The sequence below is a fragment of the Micromonospora sp. NPDC049081 genome (genome assembly GCF_040648835.1).
GTDB lineage: Bacteria > Actinomycetota > Actinomycetes > Mycobacteriales > Micromonosporaceae > Micromonospora > Micromonospora antibiotica.
Window position 1 is genome coordinate 92237 of the sequence record NZ_JBEZEK010000002.1, and the last position, 17092, is coordinate 109328.

The following is a 17092-nucleotide window of genomic DNA, read 5'->3' on the forward strand; positions in this document are numbered from 1 at the left end:
GCCGCCGGGCGGTTTCCGACCGGGGTCCCTTCTGTTTCGGTCCTGTCAAGAGCGGTTCACACCGCACGGGGGCAGGGGGCCGGTCGGTGGGGTCTATAATGTGAGACAAGTTTCTTAATATGTGAGAGGGGTGGATCGTGGACGTGACGGCGGCCTTCGATGCGGTGGCAGGTTCCTACGACGGGGCCCGCCGTCGGCTCGTCCCCTGCTTCGACGACTTCTACGGCACCGCCGTCGAGGTGGCCGCCCCACCGCTGCGGGCCGCGCTCGCCGCCGGGCGTACCCCCGAGGTGCTCGACCTGGGCGCCGGCACCGGACTGCTCTCCCTGCTGCTCACCGCGGCGCTGCCCGGGGTGCGGGTGACCCTGGTCGACGGGGCCGCGCGGATGCTCGCGGTGGCCGCCGACGGGCTGGCCGCCCGGGGGGTGGCGCACCGGACCGTCGTGGCCGACCTGGCCGACCCGCTCCCCGCCGGCCGCTACGACGCGGTGGTCTCCGCCCTGGCCGTGCACCACCTCGACGACGACGGCAAGCGCGCCCTCTACCGGCGGGCGGCCGACGCGCTCGTCCCCGGCGGGGTGTTCGTCAACGCCGAGCAGGTGGCCGGCCCCACCCCGACCCTGGACCGCCGCTACGACGACGTCTGGCTGGCCCAGATTGCCGCGCGCGGCTCGGACGCCGACGAGATCGCCGCCGCCCGGGAACGGATGCGGCACGACCGCCCGGCGTCGGTGACCGACCAGTGCCGGTGGCTGGTCGACGCCGGCCTGGTCGACGTGGACTGCTTCTACAAGGCGTGGCGGTTCGCGGTCTTCGGCGGTCGCCGTCCCGCCTGACCCGGACCCCTGCGGCGGGCGGGCCGGGCGATGGCACCCGGCGGTTTGTCGGGTTGGTCGAGGTGGGCGAACGGAACGACCGGCGGTCATACCAGGAGTAGGATCGCAGGCATGACTGCCAAGGTGACCCTCTCGTTCTCCGACGAGACGATCGAGGAGGCCCGCCGGTTCGCCAAGCGGGAAGGGCTCTCCCTCTCCGCCTGGATGGACCAGGCCGCCCGGGAGAAGGCGCTGCGGGAGGTCTTCACCGCCCACGCCGAGGCGGTCGGGCGGGCCGGGCTCGACCTGGAGTCCGCCGCCCTCGCCGACGCCCGCGAGGTGGGCATGGTCGCCGACGTGCTCTTCGGCGGTCGCCCGCGTGCTGCGTAGGGGAGAGGTCTGGCGCATCGAGGGCGCCCGGGAACGGCTCGGCCTGGTGATCAGCTCCGACGTCTACAACTCTACCGACGTGCCGATCGTGATCGTCGCCGAGGTGGTCGAGACCGCCCTGCTGCGCGACTCCCCGCTCGCCGTGCCGATGGGTGCCAACGTGGTGATGCCCGACCGGCTGTCGGCGCCGATGAAGAAGTGGTTCACCGAGTGCGTGGACGTCGCCGACACCGAGACCATGCAGCGGGTGGCCCGCGCACTGCGCATCCTCCAGGAGCTGTGACCCGCCCCGGCGGGAGCGGCGACCCAGCGCAACGGTGGGCCCCTCACCACCGGTTCCCGGTCGACGTGCGGTCTCCGTTTCCGGCCCGACCCACGTGGGGCACCGCCGGGAAACCGACCCTGCCTAGCGTCCTGCTCACATCGACGAGGAGGAGTCGCCGTGAGCACGCTCGCCAGCAGCAGTAACGCCGCCGCCGATCCACCGGCCGCCACCACCGACCCGCTGGCCGCCGCCACGGTCGGTCCGCCGGGCGACACCGACGTCCCGCCGACCGCCGACGCGGCTGCCACCGCCGCCGGACCCGACCGGCCCGCCGGGCGGCGGCACCGGATCGACGACTGGCGACCCGAGGACCCGACCTTCTGGCAGACGACCGGAGCGCCGATCGCCCGCCGCAACCTCTGGGTGTCGATCTTCGCCGAGCACGTCGGCTTCTCGGTGTGGAGCCTCTGGTCGGTCACCGTGCTCTTCCTCGGCCCGGCGTACGGCATCGACCCGGCGGGGAAGTTCCTGCTCACCGCCGTACCGGCCGCGCTGGGGGCGGTGCTGCGACTGCCGTACACCCTGGCGGTGGCGCGCTTCGGCGGGCGGAACTGGACCATCGTCAGCGCGCTGCTGCTGCTGGTGCCGGCGGTGCCGATGGCGCTGCTGCTGGAGCCGGGTGTGTCGTACACCACGCTGATGGTGCTGGCCTGCCTGACCGGGGTCGGCGGCGGCAACTTCGCCTCGTCGATGGCGAACATCAACCTGTTCTTCCCGGACCGGCTCAAGGGTCGCGCACTCGGGCTCAACGCCGGGGGCGGCAACCTCGGCGTGCCGGCGGTGCAACTGGTCGGGCTGGCGGTGCTGGCCACCGCCGGGGCCGCGTACCCCCGGCTGGTGCCGGCGGTGTACCTGCCGCTGATCGTGCTGGCCGCGCTCGCCGCCGCCCGCTGGCTGGACAACATCCCGGACGCCCACAACGAACCCGGCGCGTTGCGGGAGGCCGCCCGCGACCGGCACACCTGGGTGATGTCCCTGCTCTACATCGGCACCTTCGGCTCGTTCATCGGTTTCGGCTTCGCCTTCGGCCAGGTGCTCCAGCTCCAGTTCGCCGAGCGGTTCCCCACCCCGGTCGACGCGGCCTGGCTGACCTTCCTCGGGCCGCTGATCGGTTCGTTGATCCGACCGTTCGGCGGTCAGCTCGCCGACCGGCTGGGCGGGGCCCGGGTGACGTTCTGGAACTTCGTCGCGATGGCCGTCGGCGCCGGCCTGGTGCTCTACGCCGCCCGGGAGCAGTCGTTCCCGCTCTACCTCGTCGGGTTCCTGGCGTTGTTCGTCTTCTCCGGCATCGGCAACGGGTCGACCTACAAGATGATCCCGGCGATCTTCCGGGTCCGGGCGGCGGCCGAGGCGGAGCTGACCGGCGACCCGGTCGCGGCGCAGCGCCGGGCCCGGCGACGCTCCGGGGCGCTGATCGGCATCGCCGGGGCGGTCGGCGCCTCGGGCGGGGTGCTGGTGAACGTGGCCTTCCGGCAGTCGTTCCTCACCTCGGGCAACGCGGACGCCGCCTACCTGGCCTTCATCGGCTGGTACGCGCTCTGCTTCGTGGTGACCTGGGTGGTCTACCTGCGGCCCGGCCCGGGTAAGCTGATCGGCGTGTGACCCTGGTCATCCGCCGAAACCGCAGGCCACGCCGGCCGACCCCCCGTTTTGACCAGCAGACCGGGCGCCGGGTATCGTTGCCTGCTGTTGTACGACATCCAGAGGCGTGCCGCTCAGGTACGCTTGGTCGTTCGTGCGCGCTGGTCCGGCCGGGAAGCCTCTGGTCACCTCGGCGCGCGACCCCAGACCGACGACGAGACAAGGTAGACCTGTGCGTACGTACAGCCCGAAGCCGGGTGAGATCGAGCGTCAGTGGCACGTTATCGACGCCTCTGATGTCGTGCTGGGCCGCCTGGCCACCCACGCCGCCACGCTGCTGCGCGGCAAGCACAAGCCGACTTTCGCGCCGCACGTCGACACGGGCGACTTCGTCGTCATCGTGAACGCGGGCAAGGTGGCGCTGACCGGCAACAAGCGGCAGACCAAGGTCGCCTACCGGCACTCCGGTTACCCGGGCGGCCTCAAGCAGATCGGCTACGAGGAGCTGCTGACCAAGCGGCCCGAGCGGGCCATCGAGCTGGCCGTGAAGGGGATGCTCCCGCACAACAAGCTCGGCCGTCAGCTGATCAAGAAGCTGAAGGTCTACGCCGGTGCCGAGCACCCGCACCTGGCGCAGCAGCCGGTGCCGTTCGAGATCAAGCAGATCGCGCAGTGAGCGAGGGCGAAGGAAACAGCATGACCGACATCACCGAGACCGAGGTTGCCCCGGAAGCCCCTGAGGCCACCGAGGCGCCCGCGCCCGTCGCCCGCGCGCCTCGTGGTGACCGGCCGATCCAGACCGTGGGCCGCCGCAAGGAGGCCATCGTCCGGGTCCGTATCGTCCCCGGCACCGGCAAGATCACCTGCAACGGCCAGGAGCTCGAGTCGTACTTCCCGAGCAAGGTGCACCAGCAGCTCATCAAGGACCCGCTGGTCACCGCCGAGAAGCTGGAGCAGTTCGACGTCATCGCCAACCTGCGTGGCGGCGGCACCACCGGCCAGGCCGGGGCGCTGCGGCTGGGCATCGCCCGTGCGCTGATCGTCAACGAGCCGGACGACCGCCCGGCGCTGAAGAAGGCCGGCTTCCTGACCCGGGACGCCCGGGTCAAGGAGAGCAAGAAGTACGGTCTCAAGAAGGCCCGTAAGGCGCCTCAGTACTCGAAGCGCTGATCACCACCAGCGCGTTGTACTTCTGACGGACGGCCGGGTCCGCCTCCTCTCCACGGGGAGGTGGCCCGGCCGTTTCCGTTTCTCCACTCATCGCAGGTGCACCGGAGGTTCGCGGGTATGGGGCGGTTGTTCGGCACGGACGGCGTACGCGGGCGGGCGAACGTGGATCTCACCCCGGAGTTGGCGCTCGCGGTGGCGGTGGCCGCCGCGCACACGCTGGCCGAGTCGGACCGCAGCCACCCGCCCCTGGCGGTGGTCGGGCGGGACACCCGGGCCAGCGGCGAGATGCTGGAGGCCGCCGTGGTCGCCGGGCTCACCAGCGCCGGGGCCAGCGTGGTCCGGGTCGGCGTGCTGCCCACCCCGGCCGTGGCGTTCCTGACCGCCGAGGCCAAGGCCGACCTGGGCGTGATGCTGTCCGCCTCGCACAACCCGATGCCGGACAACGGGATCAAGCTGTTCGCCGCCGGTGGGCACAAGCTGCCCGACGAGATCGAGTTGCGGATCGAGGCGGCCGTCGAGGCGAACGCCACCACCGCCTGGGACCGTCCGGTCGGCGCGGGGGTCGGCCGGGTGCACGACCTGCTCGACGGTGCCGACCACTACGTGCAGCACCTCGTCGGTACCGTGCCGCACCCTCTCGACGGCATCAAGGTCGTGGTCGACTGCGCCAACGGCGCAGCCGCCGAGGTCGCCCCGGTGGCCTACCGGGAGGCCGGCGCCGAGGTCATCGCGATCCACGCCGAACCGGACGGCCTCAACATCAACGACGAGTGCGGCTCCAACCACCTCGACAGCCTGCGGGCCGCCGTGGTCGAGCACGGCGCACACCTGGGCCTCGCCCACGACGGCGACGCCGACCGCTGCGTGGCGGTCGACGCCACCGGCACGGAGGTCGACGGCGACGAACTGATGGCGATCCTCGCGCTGGCCCTGCGCGACGCCGGTGAGCTGACCCAGGACACCCTGGTCGCCACCGTGATGAGCAACCTCGGCCTGCGGCTGGCCATGTCCGCGCAGGGCATCCGGCTGGTCGAGACCAAGGTCGGCGACCGGTACGTGCTGGAGGAGCTGCGCGCCTCCGGCCTCGCCCTCGGCGGCGAGCAGAGCGGCCACCTCGTCATGCCCGCGCACGCCACCACCGGCGACGGGGTCCTCACCGGCCTGCACCTGATGGCCCGGATGGCCGCCACCGGCCGGTCCCTGGCCGAGTTGGCCTCGGTGGTCACCAAGCTGCCGCAGGTGCTGATCAACGTGCCGGTCGGCGACCGCACCGCCGGTGCCACCGCACCCACCGTCAAGGCCGAGGTCGAACGGGCCGAGGCGGAGTTGGGGGAGACCGGCCGGGTGCTGCTACGGCCGTCGGGCACCGAACCGTTGGTCCGGGTGATGGTCGAGGCCGGCACCGAGGAGACCGCCCGGTCGGTGGCCGAACGGATCGCCGCCCAGGTCAGCGCCGCCAGCCCCGCCAACTGACCGTCCCCGTTCCGGGCGGGTCCCGCCTGGTCCACCCCTCGTTGTGCTGCCGACGTCGCCGGTGGGCCCGGGGAGCGCCCCCGGTGGCTGCCCCACCGCGTGCCCACCGGTTGTGCCGGTGCCGGCTGACCCTGCTGGCGGGCGCGACGATGCCGGCCCGCGCGGGTGGTCAGCGGGCGTCGGACGCCTGTCCCGCGCGGGTGGTCAGCGGGGGTCGGACAGGGCGCGTAGCCGGGCGACCGCCTCGGTCAGCACCTCGGGACGCTTGCAGAAGGCGAACCGGACCAACCGCCGGCCGGCCTCCGCGTCGTCGTAGAAGACCTGGGTGGGCACCGCCACCACACCGCAGCGTTCCGGCAGGGACCGGCAGAACTCCAACCCGTCCCGACCGCCGAGGCCGGTGATGTCGGCGGTGACGAAGTACGTCCCCTCCGGGGTGAGCACCGCGAAACCGGCGTCGGTCAGGCCACCGATCAGCAGGTCCCGCTGCCGTTGGAGGCTGTCACGGAAACCGGTGTAGTAGTCGTCGGGCAGGGCCAGCGCCACGGCGACCGCCGGTTGCAGCGGTGCCGCGTTGACGAAGGTGAGGAACTGCTTGACCCGCAGCACCGCCGACACCAGCGGGGCGGGGCCACTGACCCAGCCCACCTTCCAGCCGGTGCAGGAGAACGTCTTGCCGGCCGACGAGATGCGCAGGGTGCGTTCCCACATCCCCGGCAGGGTGGCCAGCGGCAGGTGCGCGGCGGAGGCGTCGGTGAAGACGAGGTGCTCGTACACCTCGTCGGTGACCGCGTACACGTCGTGCTCCCGGCAGAGGTCGGCGAGCAGGGCCAGCTCCGGCGCGGTGAACACCTTCCCGGTCGGGTTGTGCGGGGAGTTCAGCAGCACCAGCCGGGTACGCGGCCCGAACGCAGCCCGCAGCTCGGCGGGGTCGAGGGCGTACCGGCCGTCGTCGCCGGGGCGCAGCGTCACCGGCCGTCGTACCGCCCCGGCGAGGGCGATCGACGCCGCGTACGAGTCGTAGTAGGGCTCGAAGCAGATCACCTCGTCGCCCGGCTCGCAGAGCGCGAGGATGCTCGCGGCGATCGCCTCGGTGGCCCCGGCGGTGACGATCACCTCGCCGTCCGGGTCGTAGTCCAGCGCCCAGAACCGCCGTTGGTGCGCGGCGACGGCAGCGCGCAGGGCGGGAATGCCGGGGCCCGGCGGGTACTGGTTGTGCCCGGAGCGCAGCGCCTCGGCGGCGGCGGCCAGCATCTCCGGCGGCCCGTCGGTGTCCGGGAAGCCCTGGCCCAGGTTGACCGCACCGGTCCGGACGGCGAGCGCGGACATCTCCGCGAACACCGTCGTCCCGAACGGACGCATCCGGGTCACCAGCGGGTCCACATCGGTCGACGTCGTCACGCCCGTCAGCCTACGGCCCCCGACCACCCCTGCCACCGGGTCCGGTCGCCGCCTTTCTTCCCCCGACGGGGTCTTTCCCTGGTCCGGCGGGTCAGCGGACCCGGTTGGCGTGGCACTGCACCTGCCAGTCGTCCGGGCCGGCCACGTCGGTGACCCGGGGTCGGGTGCCGACGGTGGTGGTGCACCGGAACCCGCCCGGGTTGCCGCCGGAGCGGGTGGCGCTGACCAGCACCCGGTTCGGATCGTCGACACGCAGCGTCATCCGCCAGGGCAGCCGCACCTTGTCCTGTCGGATGAAGTAGCCGTCCCCGTCATAGAACTGGAGGTCGACGGAGCCGGTCCCGGTCACCTCGTACGTCACCGGGTACCGGCCGGGGCCGTCGGCCGGCGCGGTGGCGGGCGCGGGCGGCTGGAGCGGCTGCGGCGGGCTCCAGCTCGGCTCGGGTTCGTCGTCGTAGTAACCGTTGTCGTAGGGCTCCGCGGTTGCCGCGTCCGGCCCGGAGCTGCCCAGCAGGCGACCTCCCCCGCAGAAGCAGGCGCAGACGACGAGGACGAGCACCACGACCACGGCGGCAACGATGCCCACCACCGCACCGGTGCCGGTGGAGCTCCGCCCGCCCGGCGACGGGTGGGCTGGATAGGCGAACGGCGGCGGATACCCCGGCGGTGGCCAGCCGGGACCGGGTGGCCCGCCCGGCATTCCCGGGGTCGTGCCGGGCCACCCGGTGGGCGGGCCGCCGGGCAGCCCGGGGGCCGCGCCGGGCCAACCGGTGGGTCCGGGGGCCGGACCGGGCCAGCCGGTGGGTCCCGGCGTCGGACCGGGCCAACCGGTGGGCGGGGGTGTGCCGGGCCAGCCGGGAGCGGGTGCGCCGGCAGGGTCGATCGGCGGGTCGGGAGGGACCGGCCCGGCGGGCGGGCTGCCGGCAGTCGGACCGCCGGGCCACGGGTCGGGGGCCGCCCAGGGCTGCGGGACCGCGAACGGGTCCGGTGGAGTCCAGGGGGAAGGGCCGGGCGACGGGTCGTTGGACGCCGCCGGGGGCGGGTCGCTGGGCGGGGGCGGGGGATCGCTGGGGGGTGGCGCGTCGGACATGGCGGCTCCGGGACGGAAGTGGAGGAAAGGGGCGAGCGGGCCGTCCCAGGGACGTTCCAGGGGTCGCCGAGAGACTCTCGTACCGCCGGGCCACTCGCAACCCCGTCCGGTCGGCCGGGTGCGCCGGTAGTCCGATTGCCGCCCGTCACCGACCGATCGCTCAAATTCGGTGATTGATTACCCGACTTCCGCGCACGCGAGGTGAGCAAAACTGGGTTAGGCTGCGAACCATGTGTGGAATCGTGGGTTACGCCGGCGCACGTCCGGCGCTCGGCATCGTGCTCGACGGATTGCGGCGGCTGGAATACCGGGGCTACGACTCGGCCGGGGTCGCGATCGTCTGCGACGACGAGCTGCTCACCGAGAAGAAGGCCGGCAAGCTGGCCAACCTGGAGAAGGTCCTGTCCGAGCGGGCCGCCACCAACCCGGACGACTGCGCCGCCAGCCCGGTCGGCATCGGCGACGGCACCACCGGCATCGGGCACACCCGGTGGGCCACCCACGGCGGCCCGACCGACCGTAACGCCCATCCGCACCTGGCCCCCGACGGCCGGGTCGCCGTGATCCACAACGGCATCATCGAGAACTTCGCCAAGCTCCGCGCCGAGCTGGAGGACGACGGCGTCCAGTTCACCAGCGACACCGACACCGAGTGTGCCGCCCATCTGCTCTCCCACGCGCTCGCCGAGTTGCGGGCGGCCGGCGGGACCGACAGCCCGCAACTGCTCGCCGCCGCGATGCGGGTGGTGTGCCGGCGGTTGGAGGGCGCGTTCACCCTGCTCGCCGTCGACGCCGCCATTCCGGGTGCGGTGGTCGGCGCCCGGCGCAACTCGCCGCTGGTGGTGGGCCGGGGCGAGGGGGAGAACTACCTGGCCAGTGACGTGGCGGCGTTCATCGAGCACACCCGCGAGGCGGTCGAGCTGGGGCAGGACCAACTCGTCCTGATCACCGCCGACGGCATCGAGATCACCGACTTCGACGGTCAGCCGGCCACCGGCAAGGACTTCCACATCGACTGGGACTCCTCGGCCGCCGAGAAGGGCGGCTACGACTGGTTCATGCTCAAGGAGATCGAGGAGCAGCCGCAGGCCATCGCGGACACCCTGCTCGGCCGGCTCACCGAGACCGGCGAGATCGCCCTCGACGAGGTGCGCCTCAGCGACCAGGACCTGCGCGACGTCGACAAGATCTTCATCGTCGCCTGCGGCACCGCCTACCACTCCGGCATGGTCGCCAAGTACGCCATCGAGCACTGGACCCGGATCCCCTGTGAGGTGGAGCTGGCCAGCGAGTTCCGCTACCGCGACCCGGTGCTCGACCGGTCCACCCTGATCGTGGTGATCTCGCAGTCCGGCGAGACGATGGACACCCTGATGGCGCTGCGGCACGCCAAGGAGCAGAAGGCCCGGGTGCTGGCCATCTGCAACACCAACGGCTCCACCATCCCGCGCGAGTCCGACGCGGTGCTCTACACCCACGGCGGCCCGGAGATCGCCGTCGCCTCCACCAAGGCGTTCCTCACCCAGCTGGTCGCCTGCTATCTGATCGGGCTGCACCTGGCCCAGGTACGCGGGATCAAGTTCGCCGACGAGGTCGGCGCGGTGGTGGCCCAGCTCCAGGAGATGCCGGGCAAGCTGCGGGAGCTGCTGGGCCGGATCGAGCCGGTGCGGGAGCTGGCCCGGGAACTGAAGTCCGAGCCGACGGTGCTGTTCATCGGTCGGCACGTCGGCTACCCGGTGGCCCTGGAGGGTGCGCTCAAGCTCAAGGAGCTGGCGTACATGCACGCCGAGGGGTTCGCCGCCGGTGAGCTGAAGCACGGGCCGATCGCCCTGATCGACCAGGGCACCCCGGTGATCTGCGTGGTGCCGTCCCCGGTCGGCCGGGGCATGCTGCACGACAAGATCGTCTCCAACATCCAGGAGGTCCGGGCCCGGGGTGCGCGGACCATCGTGATCGCCGAGGAGGGCGACGAGGCGGTGGTGCGTTACGCCGACCACCTGATCTATGTGCCGCGTACGCCGACCCTGCTCGCACCGCTGGTCACCACCGTGCCGTTGCAGGTGTTCGCGGCCGAGATCGCCGCTGCCCGGGGCCACGACGTCGACCAGCCGCGCAACCTGGCGAAGTCGGTCACCGTCGAGTAGGTGACCCCGCGCCACCGACGGTGGCCCGGTCACCGGCCGAGCACGATCCGGGCCATCCCGTCCAGAGCCGGGTTGCCGGGCTCCCAGTAGCCGGTGTGGCCGTACCGGCCGCTGGGGAAGGTCCGGCCACCGAAACCCGGATCGCTCGGGTCGTGCCCGAACCACAGTTGGTGGTCGTCGGGGCGTAGCAGGGAGGCGGTGCTGGCCAGCGGCGAGGCGGCCAGCACCGCCCGGCCGGCCAGCTCCCGGGGCGGCTCGACCAGCCTGATCACGTCGTCGCCGGCGGTGCTCGACCAGACCTGCTGCGGTGGCAGGCCGAGCGCCCCGGCCCGGTCCACCCCCACTCCGGGTGAGCCGACGAAGGCCAGCGCGTCGGCGGCCAGCCCGTGGTCCCGGGCGGCGCTGCCCACCACCAGTGAGCCGTAACTGTGCCCGAGCACAGTCTGCCGGGCCGGGGGCCCGTCGTGGGTGGCGCGCAACCCTTCCTGGAAACGGTGCAGCGCCGGACCGGCGTCCCGGGCCTGGGTCGACGAGGACGCCTCGGGCAGGAAGTCGGGGGCGTCGTAGTCCAGCCAGAGCACCGCCGCCGTCTCCGCACCGGGGGCGATGGCGGCGCACCTGGCCTGCACCCGGGCGGCCCGGCCCAGCTCACCGGGGACGTCGGCGAGGTCGCTGGTCATCCCCGGCACGTAGGTGAGCACCCGGCCGGCCCGGTCCGGATTGCCCAGCGCGACGATCGCCCGGCCGTCACCGCGCGGGTCGAGCCCGAGCAGGTAGGCCCGGGGCGGTGAGGTGGCGGCCAGCCGACCGGCGAGCCCGTCCAGGACGGCCAACGCCGCATCGATCCGCCGCCGACCGCGCCCGCCCGGCGTCGCCCGGCGGGCGGTCAGCAGCGCCTCCCGGTGGCCGGCCAGCAGCAGCCGGTTCGCCTGGTCCCGGGCCGAGGTCGGCACCCCGTCGCGCGGGCCGATCCGGGTCGGCTCGTGCAGCACCAGCCAGCGCCGCTGGGCCGGGGTGAGGGTGGCCCACCAGGCCCGGACCGTCGCCGCAGTGGCGTCGTCGGCCGGTCGGCCCGGTGGTGGCCGCTCGACCCAGCCGGTGCGGGCCGCTCCGGACAGCTCGGCCAGCCGGGAGGCCGCCTCCCGGTCGGCCGCGTCGGCCAGCGCGAGCGCCTCCCGCAGCGCCGCCGCCACCTGCCCCACCGCCACGGGCGAGCCCACCCCGCCACCCCCGCCGCCGCCTGCGCCCGCCGCCCCGTTGCCGCCCCCGGCACCCGCGCCGCCGCCGGCGGCGCTCCCACCGGCGCGGGGGTCCGGGGCCGGACCACGGGCCTGGCCCCCCGCGCCGACGCCACCGCCCGTCGGAGAAGGGCGGGCACCCACCCCGACCGGGAGCTCACCCGCCTCGGGGCCGCGCCAGAGCAGGGGTGCCGCCCGGACGCCGCCGTGCCGGTCCACCGCCACGCCGGTGCGGTCGGCCAGCGCCACCGCCTCGGCGAGCCGGGCCTTCGCCACCCGGAGCCGACCGGCGAACTCGGCGAGCACCTGGTCGACCTCGACCAGCGCCGGCAGGATGGTGGCCAGTTCCGACCGGAGCCCGTCGAGCCGCCCACCGGCCGCTGTCGCCGCCCCGCCGGACCAGCCCGCCCGCAACGCCGCGGCCCGGTCGGCCAGCCCGGCCCGTCGCCGCCCGACCGGTGCGTCCACCCCGCGCCAGGCCACCCCCGCCGCGTCCCAGTCACCCGGGGAGGCGGACCAGAGTTGGGCGTACCCGATCATCGGGGTCGGCCGACCAGTCGCCCGGCGGCCCGGTCGTCGGCCGCCGTGTACGCCTCGGCGGCGGCGCGCAGGGCCGCGCCGGCCTCCGCCACCCGGACGCCGAGCGCCCCGTGCCACGCGTGCACCGCCGACTCCAGCCCGGCCAGGGCGGAGCCGGCCCGCCACCCCGGTGCGGACAGCACCAGGCCGGGTCGGCCCGCCAACCCCTGGGCCAGCGCGTACGCCTCGTCGGCCAACCCACCGGCCGCCACCCGCAGCACCGACAGGTCGACCTCCACCGGCTCGTTCGTCACCCGCCCGCCTCCTCCACCCCCGTGGTCGGTCCCGCCGCCCGACTGCCGCACCGACGCTAGGTGGACGGGCAACCGGTGGACCTGCCCTGTGGACGACGGGCGGCGGTCGTACCCCCGGGTTGTCCACAGGTCTTGCCCGGGGCGTCACCGGTGGCTAATCTGCCGCCCGGCCGCCGGTAGGGTGATCTCGGCCACGACGGAGCCGGGACGTGGGTCGAACCGGCCGTCCCTCCGCGACGGGACACCGTGGCCGGGAAGACGGCCGGCGGCAGGGACGGGGACGGCATGAGACCGGTGTGGCGGGTGTCGGACGTACGTGCGGCGGAGGCCGGCCTGATGGCCACCCTCCCGCCCGGGACGCTGATGCAGCGGGCGGCGGCCGGGCTGGCCCGGCGTTGCGCCCTGCTGCTCGCCGGCCGGGGCGGGGTCTACGGCGCGCGGGTGCTGGTGCTGGCCGGTTCCGGCGACAACGGCGGCGACGCGCTGTACGCGGGCGAGCGGCTGGCCCGGCGCGGCGCGCAGGTCGCCGTGCTGGCCACCGCCCCCGGCCGGACGCACGCCGACGGGCTGGCGGCGCTGCGGGCCGCCGGTGGCCGGCTGGTCGACGCCCCACCGCCCACCGTCGACCTGGTGCTCGACGGGATCGTCGGGATCGGGGGCAGCGGTGGGCTGCGGCAGGCCGCTGACGACCTCGTCGCCGGCCTGCCCGCGCTGCGGGGACGCGACGGCGGCCGGGCCACGGTCGTCGCGGTGGACGTGCCCAGCGGGGTGGCGGTGGACACCGGGGACGTGCCGACGGACGGGTCCGGTCGGCCCCGCGCCGTCCGGGCCGACGTGACGGTGGCGTTCGGAGCGCTCAAACCCGCCCTGGTGGTCGGCCCGGCGGCCCCGCTCGCCGGTCAGGTCGAGCTGGTCGACATCGGGCTCGGGCCGTGGTTGCGCGGCACCCCCGCATCGTGGGTGACCGAATGGTCGGACGTGCGCGACTGGTGGCCCCGCACCGGGGCGTCCTCGGAGAAGTACAGCCGGGGCGTGGTCGGGGTGGCCACCGGGTCGCGGACCTACCCGGGGGCGGCGGTGCTCTCGGTGGGTGGCGCGCTGGCCGGCCCCACCGGGCTGGTCCGGTACGCCGGTGGCGCCCGGGGCGAGGTGGTCCGGCAGCACCCGTCGGTGATCGCCACCGACCGGGTCGCCGGGGCCGGCCGGGTGCAGACCTGGGTCTGCGGCTCCGGCCTGGGCACCGACGAGCAGGCCGGGGCGGAGCTGCGCGCGGTGCTGGCCGCGCCGGTGCCGGTGGTGCTCGACGCCGACGCGTTGACCCTGCTGGTGGACGGTTCGCTCGCCGGCCGGCTGCGTAACCGGGACGCCCCGATCGTGGTCACCCCGCACGACCGGGAGTTCCGCCGGCTCTCCGGGGAGGAGCCGGGGGCCGACCGGGTCGCCGCCGCGCTGCGGCTGGCCGCCTGGATGAACGCGACGGTGCTGCTCAAGGGGGACCGCACGGTCGTCGGCACGCCCGACGGCCGGGCGTACGTCAACCCGACCGGCAGCCCCGCGCTGGCCACCGGGGGCACCGGGGACGTGCTGGCCGGGTTGCTCGGTTCGCTGCTCGCCGCCGGGCTGGCCCCGGAACGGGCGGCGGTCGTCGCGGCGTACCTGCACGGGCTGGCCGGTCGGGAGGCGGCCCGGGGTGGCCCGGTGACCGCGCCGGACGTGGTGGCCGCGTTGCGCCCGGTGGTGGCCCCGCTGCTCTGACCGGCCCGGGTCGGCGTCCACCGGCCGGTGATCAGCGACGCCAGTAGGCTGGGCGCATGTGGCAGGCCGAGGTACGCGTCGATCTGGACGCGATCCGTGCAAACGTGACCCGACTCCGGTCGGGCACCAGCGCCGAGCTGATGGCGGTGGTGAAGGGCGACGGGTACGGCCACGGCATGGTCCCGTCGGCGCGGGCCGCGCTCGACGCGGGGGCGGACTGGCTGGGGGTGTGCACCCTCGACGAGGCGTTGACCCTGCGCCGGGCCGGGATCACCGTGCCGGTGCTGGCCTGGCTGCTCGACCCGGGGCTGCCCCTGCACGAGGGGGTGGCGGCCGGGGTGGACCTGGCCGCCGCGAGCCTGTCCCAGCTCGACGAGATGGTCGCGGCGGGCCGGGCCGCCGACCGGCCCGCCCGGCTGCACCTCAAGATCGATACCGGCCTGTCCCGGGGTGGCGCCACCGTCGCCGACTGGCCGACCCTGCTGGAGGCCGCCGCGAAGGCCCAGGCCGACGGCCTGGTCGAGGTCGTCGGCGTGTGGAGCCACTTCGTGTACGCGGACTCGCCCGGCCACCCCACCACCGACCGGCAGCTGGCGGTGTTCCACGAGGGGCTGGCCATGGTCGACCGGGCCGGCCTGCGCCCGCGTTACCGGCACCTGGCCAACTCGGCGGCCACCCTGACCCGACCCGACACCCACTTCGACCTGGTCCGGCCCGGGATCGCCGTGTACGGGCTGTCACCGATCGCCGGGCAGCAGTTCGGGTTGCGTCGGGCGATGACCGCGCGGGCCCGGGTGATGCTCACCAAACGGGTCCCCGCCGGCACCGGCGTGTCCTACGGGCACACCTACACCACCGAGGGGGAGGCGAACCTGGCGGTGGTGCCGCTCGGCTACGCCGACGGGGTGCCCCGGCACGCCTCCAACGTCGGCCCGGTGCAACTCGGCGGGAAACGACGCACCATCTCCGGCCGGGTCTGCATGGACCAGTTCGTGCTCGACTGCGGTGCCGACGAGGTGGCCGCCGGTGACGTGGCGACCCTGTTCGGCAGCGGCGACGACGGGATGCCCACCGCCGACGACTGGGCCGAGGCGGTCGGCACGATCAACTACGAGATCGTCACCCGGTTCGGCGGGGTCCGGGTGCCCCGGATCTACGACGGGGAGCGACCGTGAGCGCGGTCAGCCGGTTCCGGGTGCCCCGGCCGAGGACCGCCGCCGGGAAGGTGGCCGGCGTGGTCGGGGCCGCGGTCGGGGTGGCCGCCGCCGGGCTGGCCGCCGGGGTGGCCACCGAACGCGCCCTGGTCCGCCGGCTCAAGGCCGACCCCGCCGACCCGTACGCGGGGGAGGACTTCGGCGCGCAGCGCTACGACGAGGCGTACCGGCTGGAGTTGCCGGACGGCACCGACATCCACGTCGAGGTGGTCGAGCCGACCCGGCCGGTGCCGGGGCACCCGACGGTGGTGCTGGTGCACGGCTTCTGCCTGGACATGGGGACGTTCCACTTCCAACGTCAACTGCTCGCCGAGCGGGGCGACTACCGGGTCGTCGCGTACGACCAGCCGGGGCACGGCCGGTCGGGTCGGCTGGAGAGCGGCGAGTACGACCTCGCCGCGCTCGGGCACACCCTGCGCCGGGTGATCGACCGGACCGCCCCGGAGGGGCCGTTGGTGCTGGTCGGGCACTCGATGGGCGGGATGACCATCATGGCGTTCGCCGAGGCGTACCCGGAGTTCTTCGGTGACCGGGTGGTCGGCACGGTGCTGATGGCCACGTCGGGCGGGTTGCTCGCCGAGACGAAGCTGGTCGCGCCCGCGCTGCTCGGCCGGGTCGGCTCGCCGGTGCTGTTCATGATGAGCACCACCACCCGGTACGGCGGGCTCGTCATCGACCGGGCCCGGAAGTCCACCTCCAACGTGGCCTGGCTGCTGACCCGCCGGTACGGCTTCGGCACCCCGAAACCGAGCCCGGCCCTGGTGTCGTACGTGGAGCGGATGAACTCCCGCACGTCGGCCGACACGGTGACCCGCTACCTGCGGACCCTGGCCACCCACTCCCGGTTCCCGGCACTGGCCGCGCTGAGCGGCACACCGGTGCTGGTCGTGGTGGGCGACAAGGACATGATCACGCCGGTGGTCCACTCGGACGAGATCGTCCGTCGGCTGCCGCACGCCGAATACCTGAAGATCCGAGACAGCGGGCACGTGGTGATGCTGGAACACGCCGACGAGGTCAACGCCGCGCTGGAACGCTTCCTGGAGGCGCTGTGAACTGGCCCGTCGTCCCTGCGCCGGTCGCCGGCGGACCGGACCGACCCGGGGTGGCCCGGTGACCGTACGCGTCACGCTACCCACGGTCGACGACACGCACGCCTTCGGCCGGCGGCTCGCCGGGGTGCTGCGCGCCGGTGACCTGCTGCTGCTCACCGGCCCGTTGGGGGCCGGCAAGACCGCGCTCACCCAGGGCCTCGGAGCCGGCCTGGGGGTACGCGGCGACGTCACCTCGCCGACCTTCGTGATCGCCCGGGTGCACCGGCCCGACCCGGCACGCGGCGGCACGGTGGCCCTGGTGCACGCCGACGCGTACCGGTTGGGTGACGCGACCGACCCGCGCGCCGAGATCGACGACCTGGACCTCGACGCCTCGGTGGACGACTCGGTGACCGTGGTCGAGTGGGGCGAAGGGCTGGTCGAGCAGCTCGCCGACGCCCACCTGCGGGTCCGTATCGACCGGCGCGACGACGACACCCGGGTGGTCGAGTTGGAGCCGGTGGGCGGGGACTGGTCGCGACGGTTGACCGCGCTGGGCTGACCGGCTCGGGAAGGGCCGCCCTGCGCCGAGGGCTGTCGTACCCGCTGCCTAGAGTGCCGTGGACTTC

Annotated in this window: 16 protein-coding genes; 12 read left to right on the plus strand and 4 right to left on the minus strand. The window is 74.2% G+C overall.

Features of this window, described 5'->3' with window-relative positions:
* Positions 1 to 137: 137 nt before the first annotated feature.
* The 7 genes from AB0B63_RS04285 (at position 138) to glmM (ending at position 5754) form a co-directional block, all read left to right on the plus strand.
* Entirely contained in the window at positions 138 to 836 is a 699-nt protein-coding gene (locus tag AB0B63_RS04285) for a class I SAM-dependent methyltransferase (RefSeq protein ID WP_357014516.1), read from the plus strand.
* 111 nt (positions 837 to 947) lie between these two features.
* Positions 948 to 1205, plus strand: a complete 258-nt coding sequence (locus AB0B63_RS04290) for a DUF6364 family protein (RefSeq protein ID WP_091241872.1) — start codon at positions 948 to 950, stop codon at positions 1203 to 1205.
* Positions 1195 to 1488, plus strand: a complete 294-nt coding sequence (locus tag AB0B63_RS04295) for a type II toxin-antitoxin system PemK/MazF family toxin (protein WP_208568170.1) — start codon at positions 1195 to 1197, stop codon at positions 1486 to 1488. Before AB0B63_RS04290 ends, AB0B63_RS04295 begins: the two co-directional genes overlap by 11 nt.
* Before the next feature lie 330 nt (positions 1489 to 1818).
* Positions 1819 to 3132, plus strand: coding sequence for a nitrate/nitrite transporter (locus AB0B63_RS04300; protein WP_208568316.1), 1314 nt, complete (start codon positions 1819 to 1821; stop codon positions 3130 to 3132).
* 211 nt (positions 3133 to 3343) lie between these two features.
* Positions 3344 to 3787 carry a 50S ribosomal protein L13 gene (gene rplM, locus AB0B63_RS04305; protein WP_030489638.1) on the plus strand — a complete coding sequence of 148 codons (444 nt, stop codon included), beginning with the start codon at positions 3344 to 3346 and terminating at the stop codon, positions 3785 to 3787.
* Between the two features lie 20 nt (positions 3788 to 3807).
* Positions 3808 to 4281 (plus strand): 30S ribosomal protein S9, encoded by a 474-nt coding sequence (rpsI, locus tag AB0B63_RS04310; protein ID WP_091241865.1) that lies wholly within the window; start codon positions 3808 to 3810, stop codon positions 4279 to 4281.
* Between the two features lie 117 nt (positions 4282 to 4398).
* A complete protein-coding gene (gene glmM, locus AB0B63_RS04315; RefSeq protein ID WP_357014520.1) occupies positions 4399 to 5754 on the plus strand; it encodes a phosphoglucosamine mutase in 1356 nt (451 codons plus the stop codon).
* 204 nt (positions 5755 to 5958) lie between these two features.
* Here the strand turns inward: glmM and AB0B63_RS04320 are convergent, their stop codons facing one another.
* Together AB0B63_RS04320 and AB0B63_RS04325 are read right to left on the minus strand one after the other, a co-directional pair.
* Positions 5959 to 7155: a pyridoxal phosphate-dependent aminotransferase gene (locus AB0B63_RS04320; RefSeq protein WP_357014522.1), complete on the minus strand. Its 1197-nt coding sequence runs from the start codon at positions 7153 to 7155 to the stop codon at positions 5959 to 5961.
* Between the two features lie 91 nt (positions 7156 to 7246).
* Entirely contained in the window at positions 7247 to 7741 is a 495-nt protein-coding gene (locus AB0B63_RS04325) for a hypothetical protein (RefSeq protein WP_357014524.1), read from the minus strand.
* Between the two features lie 734 nt (positions 7742 to 8475).
* On the opposite strand from AB0B63_RS04325, the gene glmS reads away from it, so the two are divergent.
* Entirely contained in the window at positions 8476 to 10389 is a 1914-nt protein-coding gene (glmS, locus tag AB0B63_RS04330) for a glutamine--fructose-6-phosphate transaminase (isomerizing) (RefSeq protein WP_357014526.1), read from the plus strand.
* A gap of 29 nt (positions 10390 to 10418) precedes the next feature.
* Here glmS and AB0B63_RS04335 read toward each other — a convergent pair whose 3' ends face one another.
* The gene (locus tag AB0B63_RS04335) at positions 10419 to 12167 is read right to left on the minus strand and encodes an alpha/beta hydrolase (protein ID WP_357014529.1); all 1749 of its coding nucleotides are present in this window, start codon (positions 12165 to 12167) and stop codon (positions 10419 to 10421) included.
* Entirely contained in the window at positions 12164 to 12460 is a 297-nt protein-coding gene (locus AB0B63_RS04340; protein ID WP_357014531.1) for a hypothetical protein, read from the minus strand. Before AB0B63_RS04340 ends, AB0B63_RS04335 begins: the two co-directional genes overlap by 4 nt.
* A gap of 285 nt (positions 12461 to 12745) precedes the next feature.
* Here AB0B63_RS04340 and AB0B63_RS04345 point away from each other — a divergent pair, with 285 nt between their 5' ends.
* The 4 genes from AB0B63_RS04345 to tsaE are packed head-to-tail and all read left to right on the plus strand — an operon-like array spanning position 12746 to position 17025.
* Positions 12746 to 14215, plus strand: a complete 1470-nt coding sequence (locus tag AB0B63_RS04345; protein WP_357014533.1) for an NAD(P)H-hydrate dehydratase — start codon at positions 12746 to 12748, stop codon at positions 14213 to 14215.
* A gap of 56 nt (positions 14216 to 14271) precedes the next feature.
* Positions 14272 to 15390 (plus strand): alanine racemase, encoded by a 1119-nt coding sequence (gene alr, locus AB0B63_RS04350; RefSeq protein WP_208568162.1) that lies wholly within the window; start codon positions 14272 to 14274, stop codon positions 15388 to 15390.
* Complete coding sequence (locus tag AB0B63_RS04355; RefSeq protein WP_208568161.1) at positions 15387 to 16484, plus strand: alpha/beta hydrolase; 1098 nt, start codon at positions 15387 to 15389, stop codon at positions 16482 to 16484. The genes alr and AB0B63_RS04355 overlap by 4 nt, the downstream gene beginning before the upstream one ends.
* Before the next feature lie 58 nt (positions 16485 to 16542).
* Positions 16543 to 17025, plus strand: coding sequence for a tRNA (adenosine(37)-N6)-threonylcarbamoyltransferase complex ATPase subunit type 1 TsaE (gene tsaE / locus AB0B63_RS04360; RefSeq protein WP_208568160.1), 483 nt, complete (start codon positions 16543 to 16545; stop codon positions 17023 to 17025).
* Positions 17026 to 17092: the final 67 nt, after the last annotated feature.

Excerpts from the sequence above, each read along its gene's own strand:
- AB0B63_RS04290 (WP_091241872.1), top strand. The coding sequence starts at position 948 with ATGACTGCCAAGGTGACCCTCTCGTTCTCCGACGAGACGATCGAGGAG.
- rpsI (WP_091241865.1), top strand. The coding sequence starts at position 3,808 with ATGACCGACATCACCGAGACCGAGGTTGCCCCGGAAGCCCCTGAGGCC.
- glmM (WP_357014520.1), top strand. The coding sequence starts at position 4,399 with ATGGGGCGGTTGTTCGGCACGGACGGCGTACGCGGGCGGGCGAACGTG.
- glmS (WP_357014526.1), top strand. The coding sequence starts at position 8,476 with ATGTGTGGAATCGTGGGTTACGCCGGCGCACGTCCGGCGCTCGGCATC.
- AB0B63_RS04335 (WP_357014529.1), bottom strand. The coding sequence starts at position 12,167 with ATGATCGGGTACGCCCAACTCTGGTCCGCCTCCCCGGGTGACTGGGAC.
- AB0B63_RS04345 (WP_357014533.1), top strand. The coding sequence starts at position 12,746 with ATGAGACCGGTGTGGCGGGTGTCGGACGTACGTGCGGCGGAGGCCGGC.
- alr (WP_208568162.1), top strand. The coding sequence starts at position 14,272 with ATGTGGCAGGCCGAGGTACGCGTCGATCTGGACGCGATCCGTGCAAAC.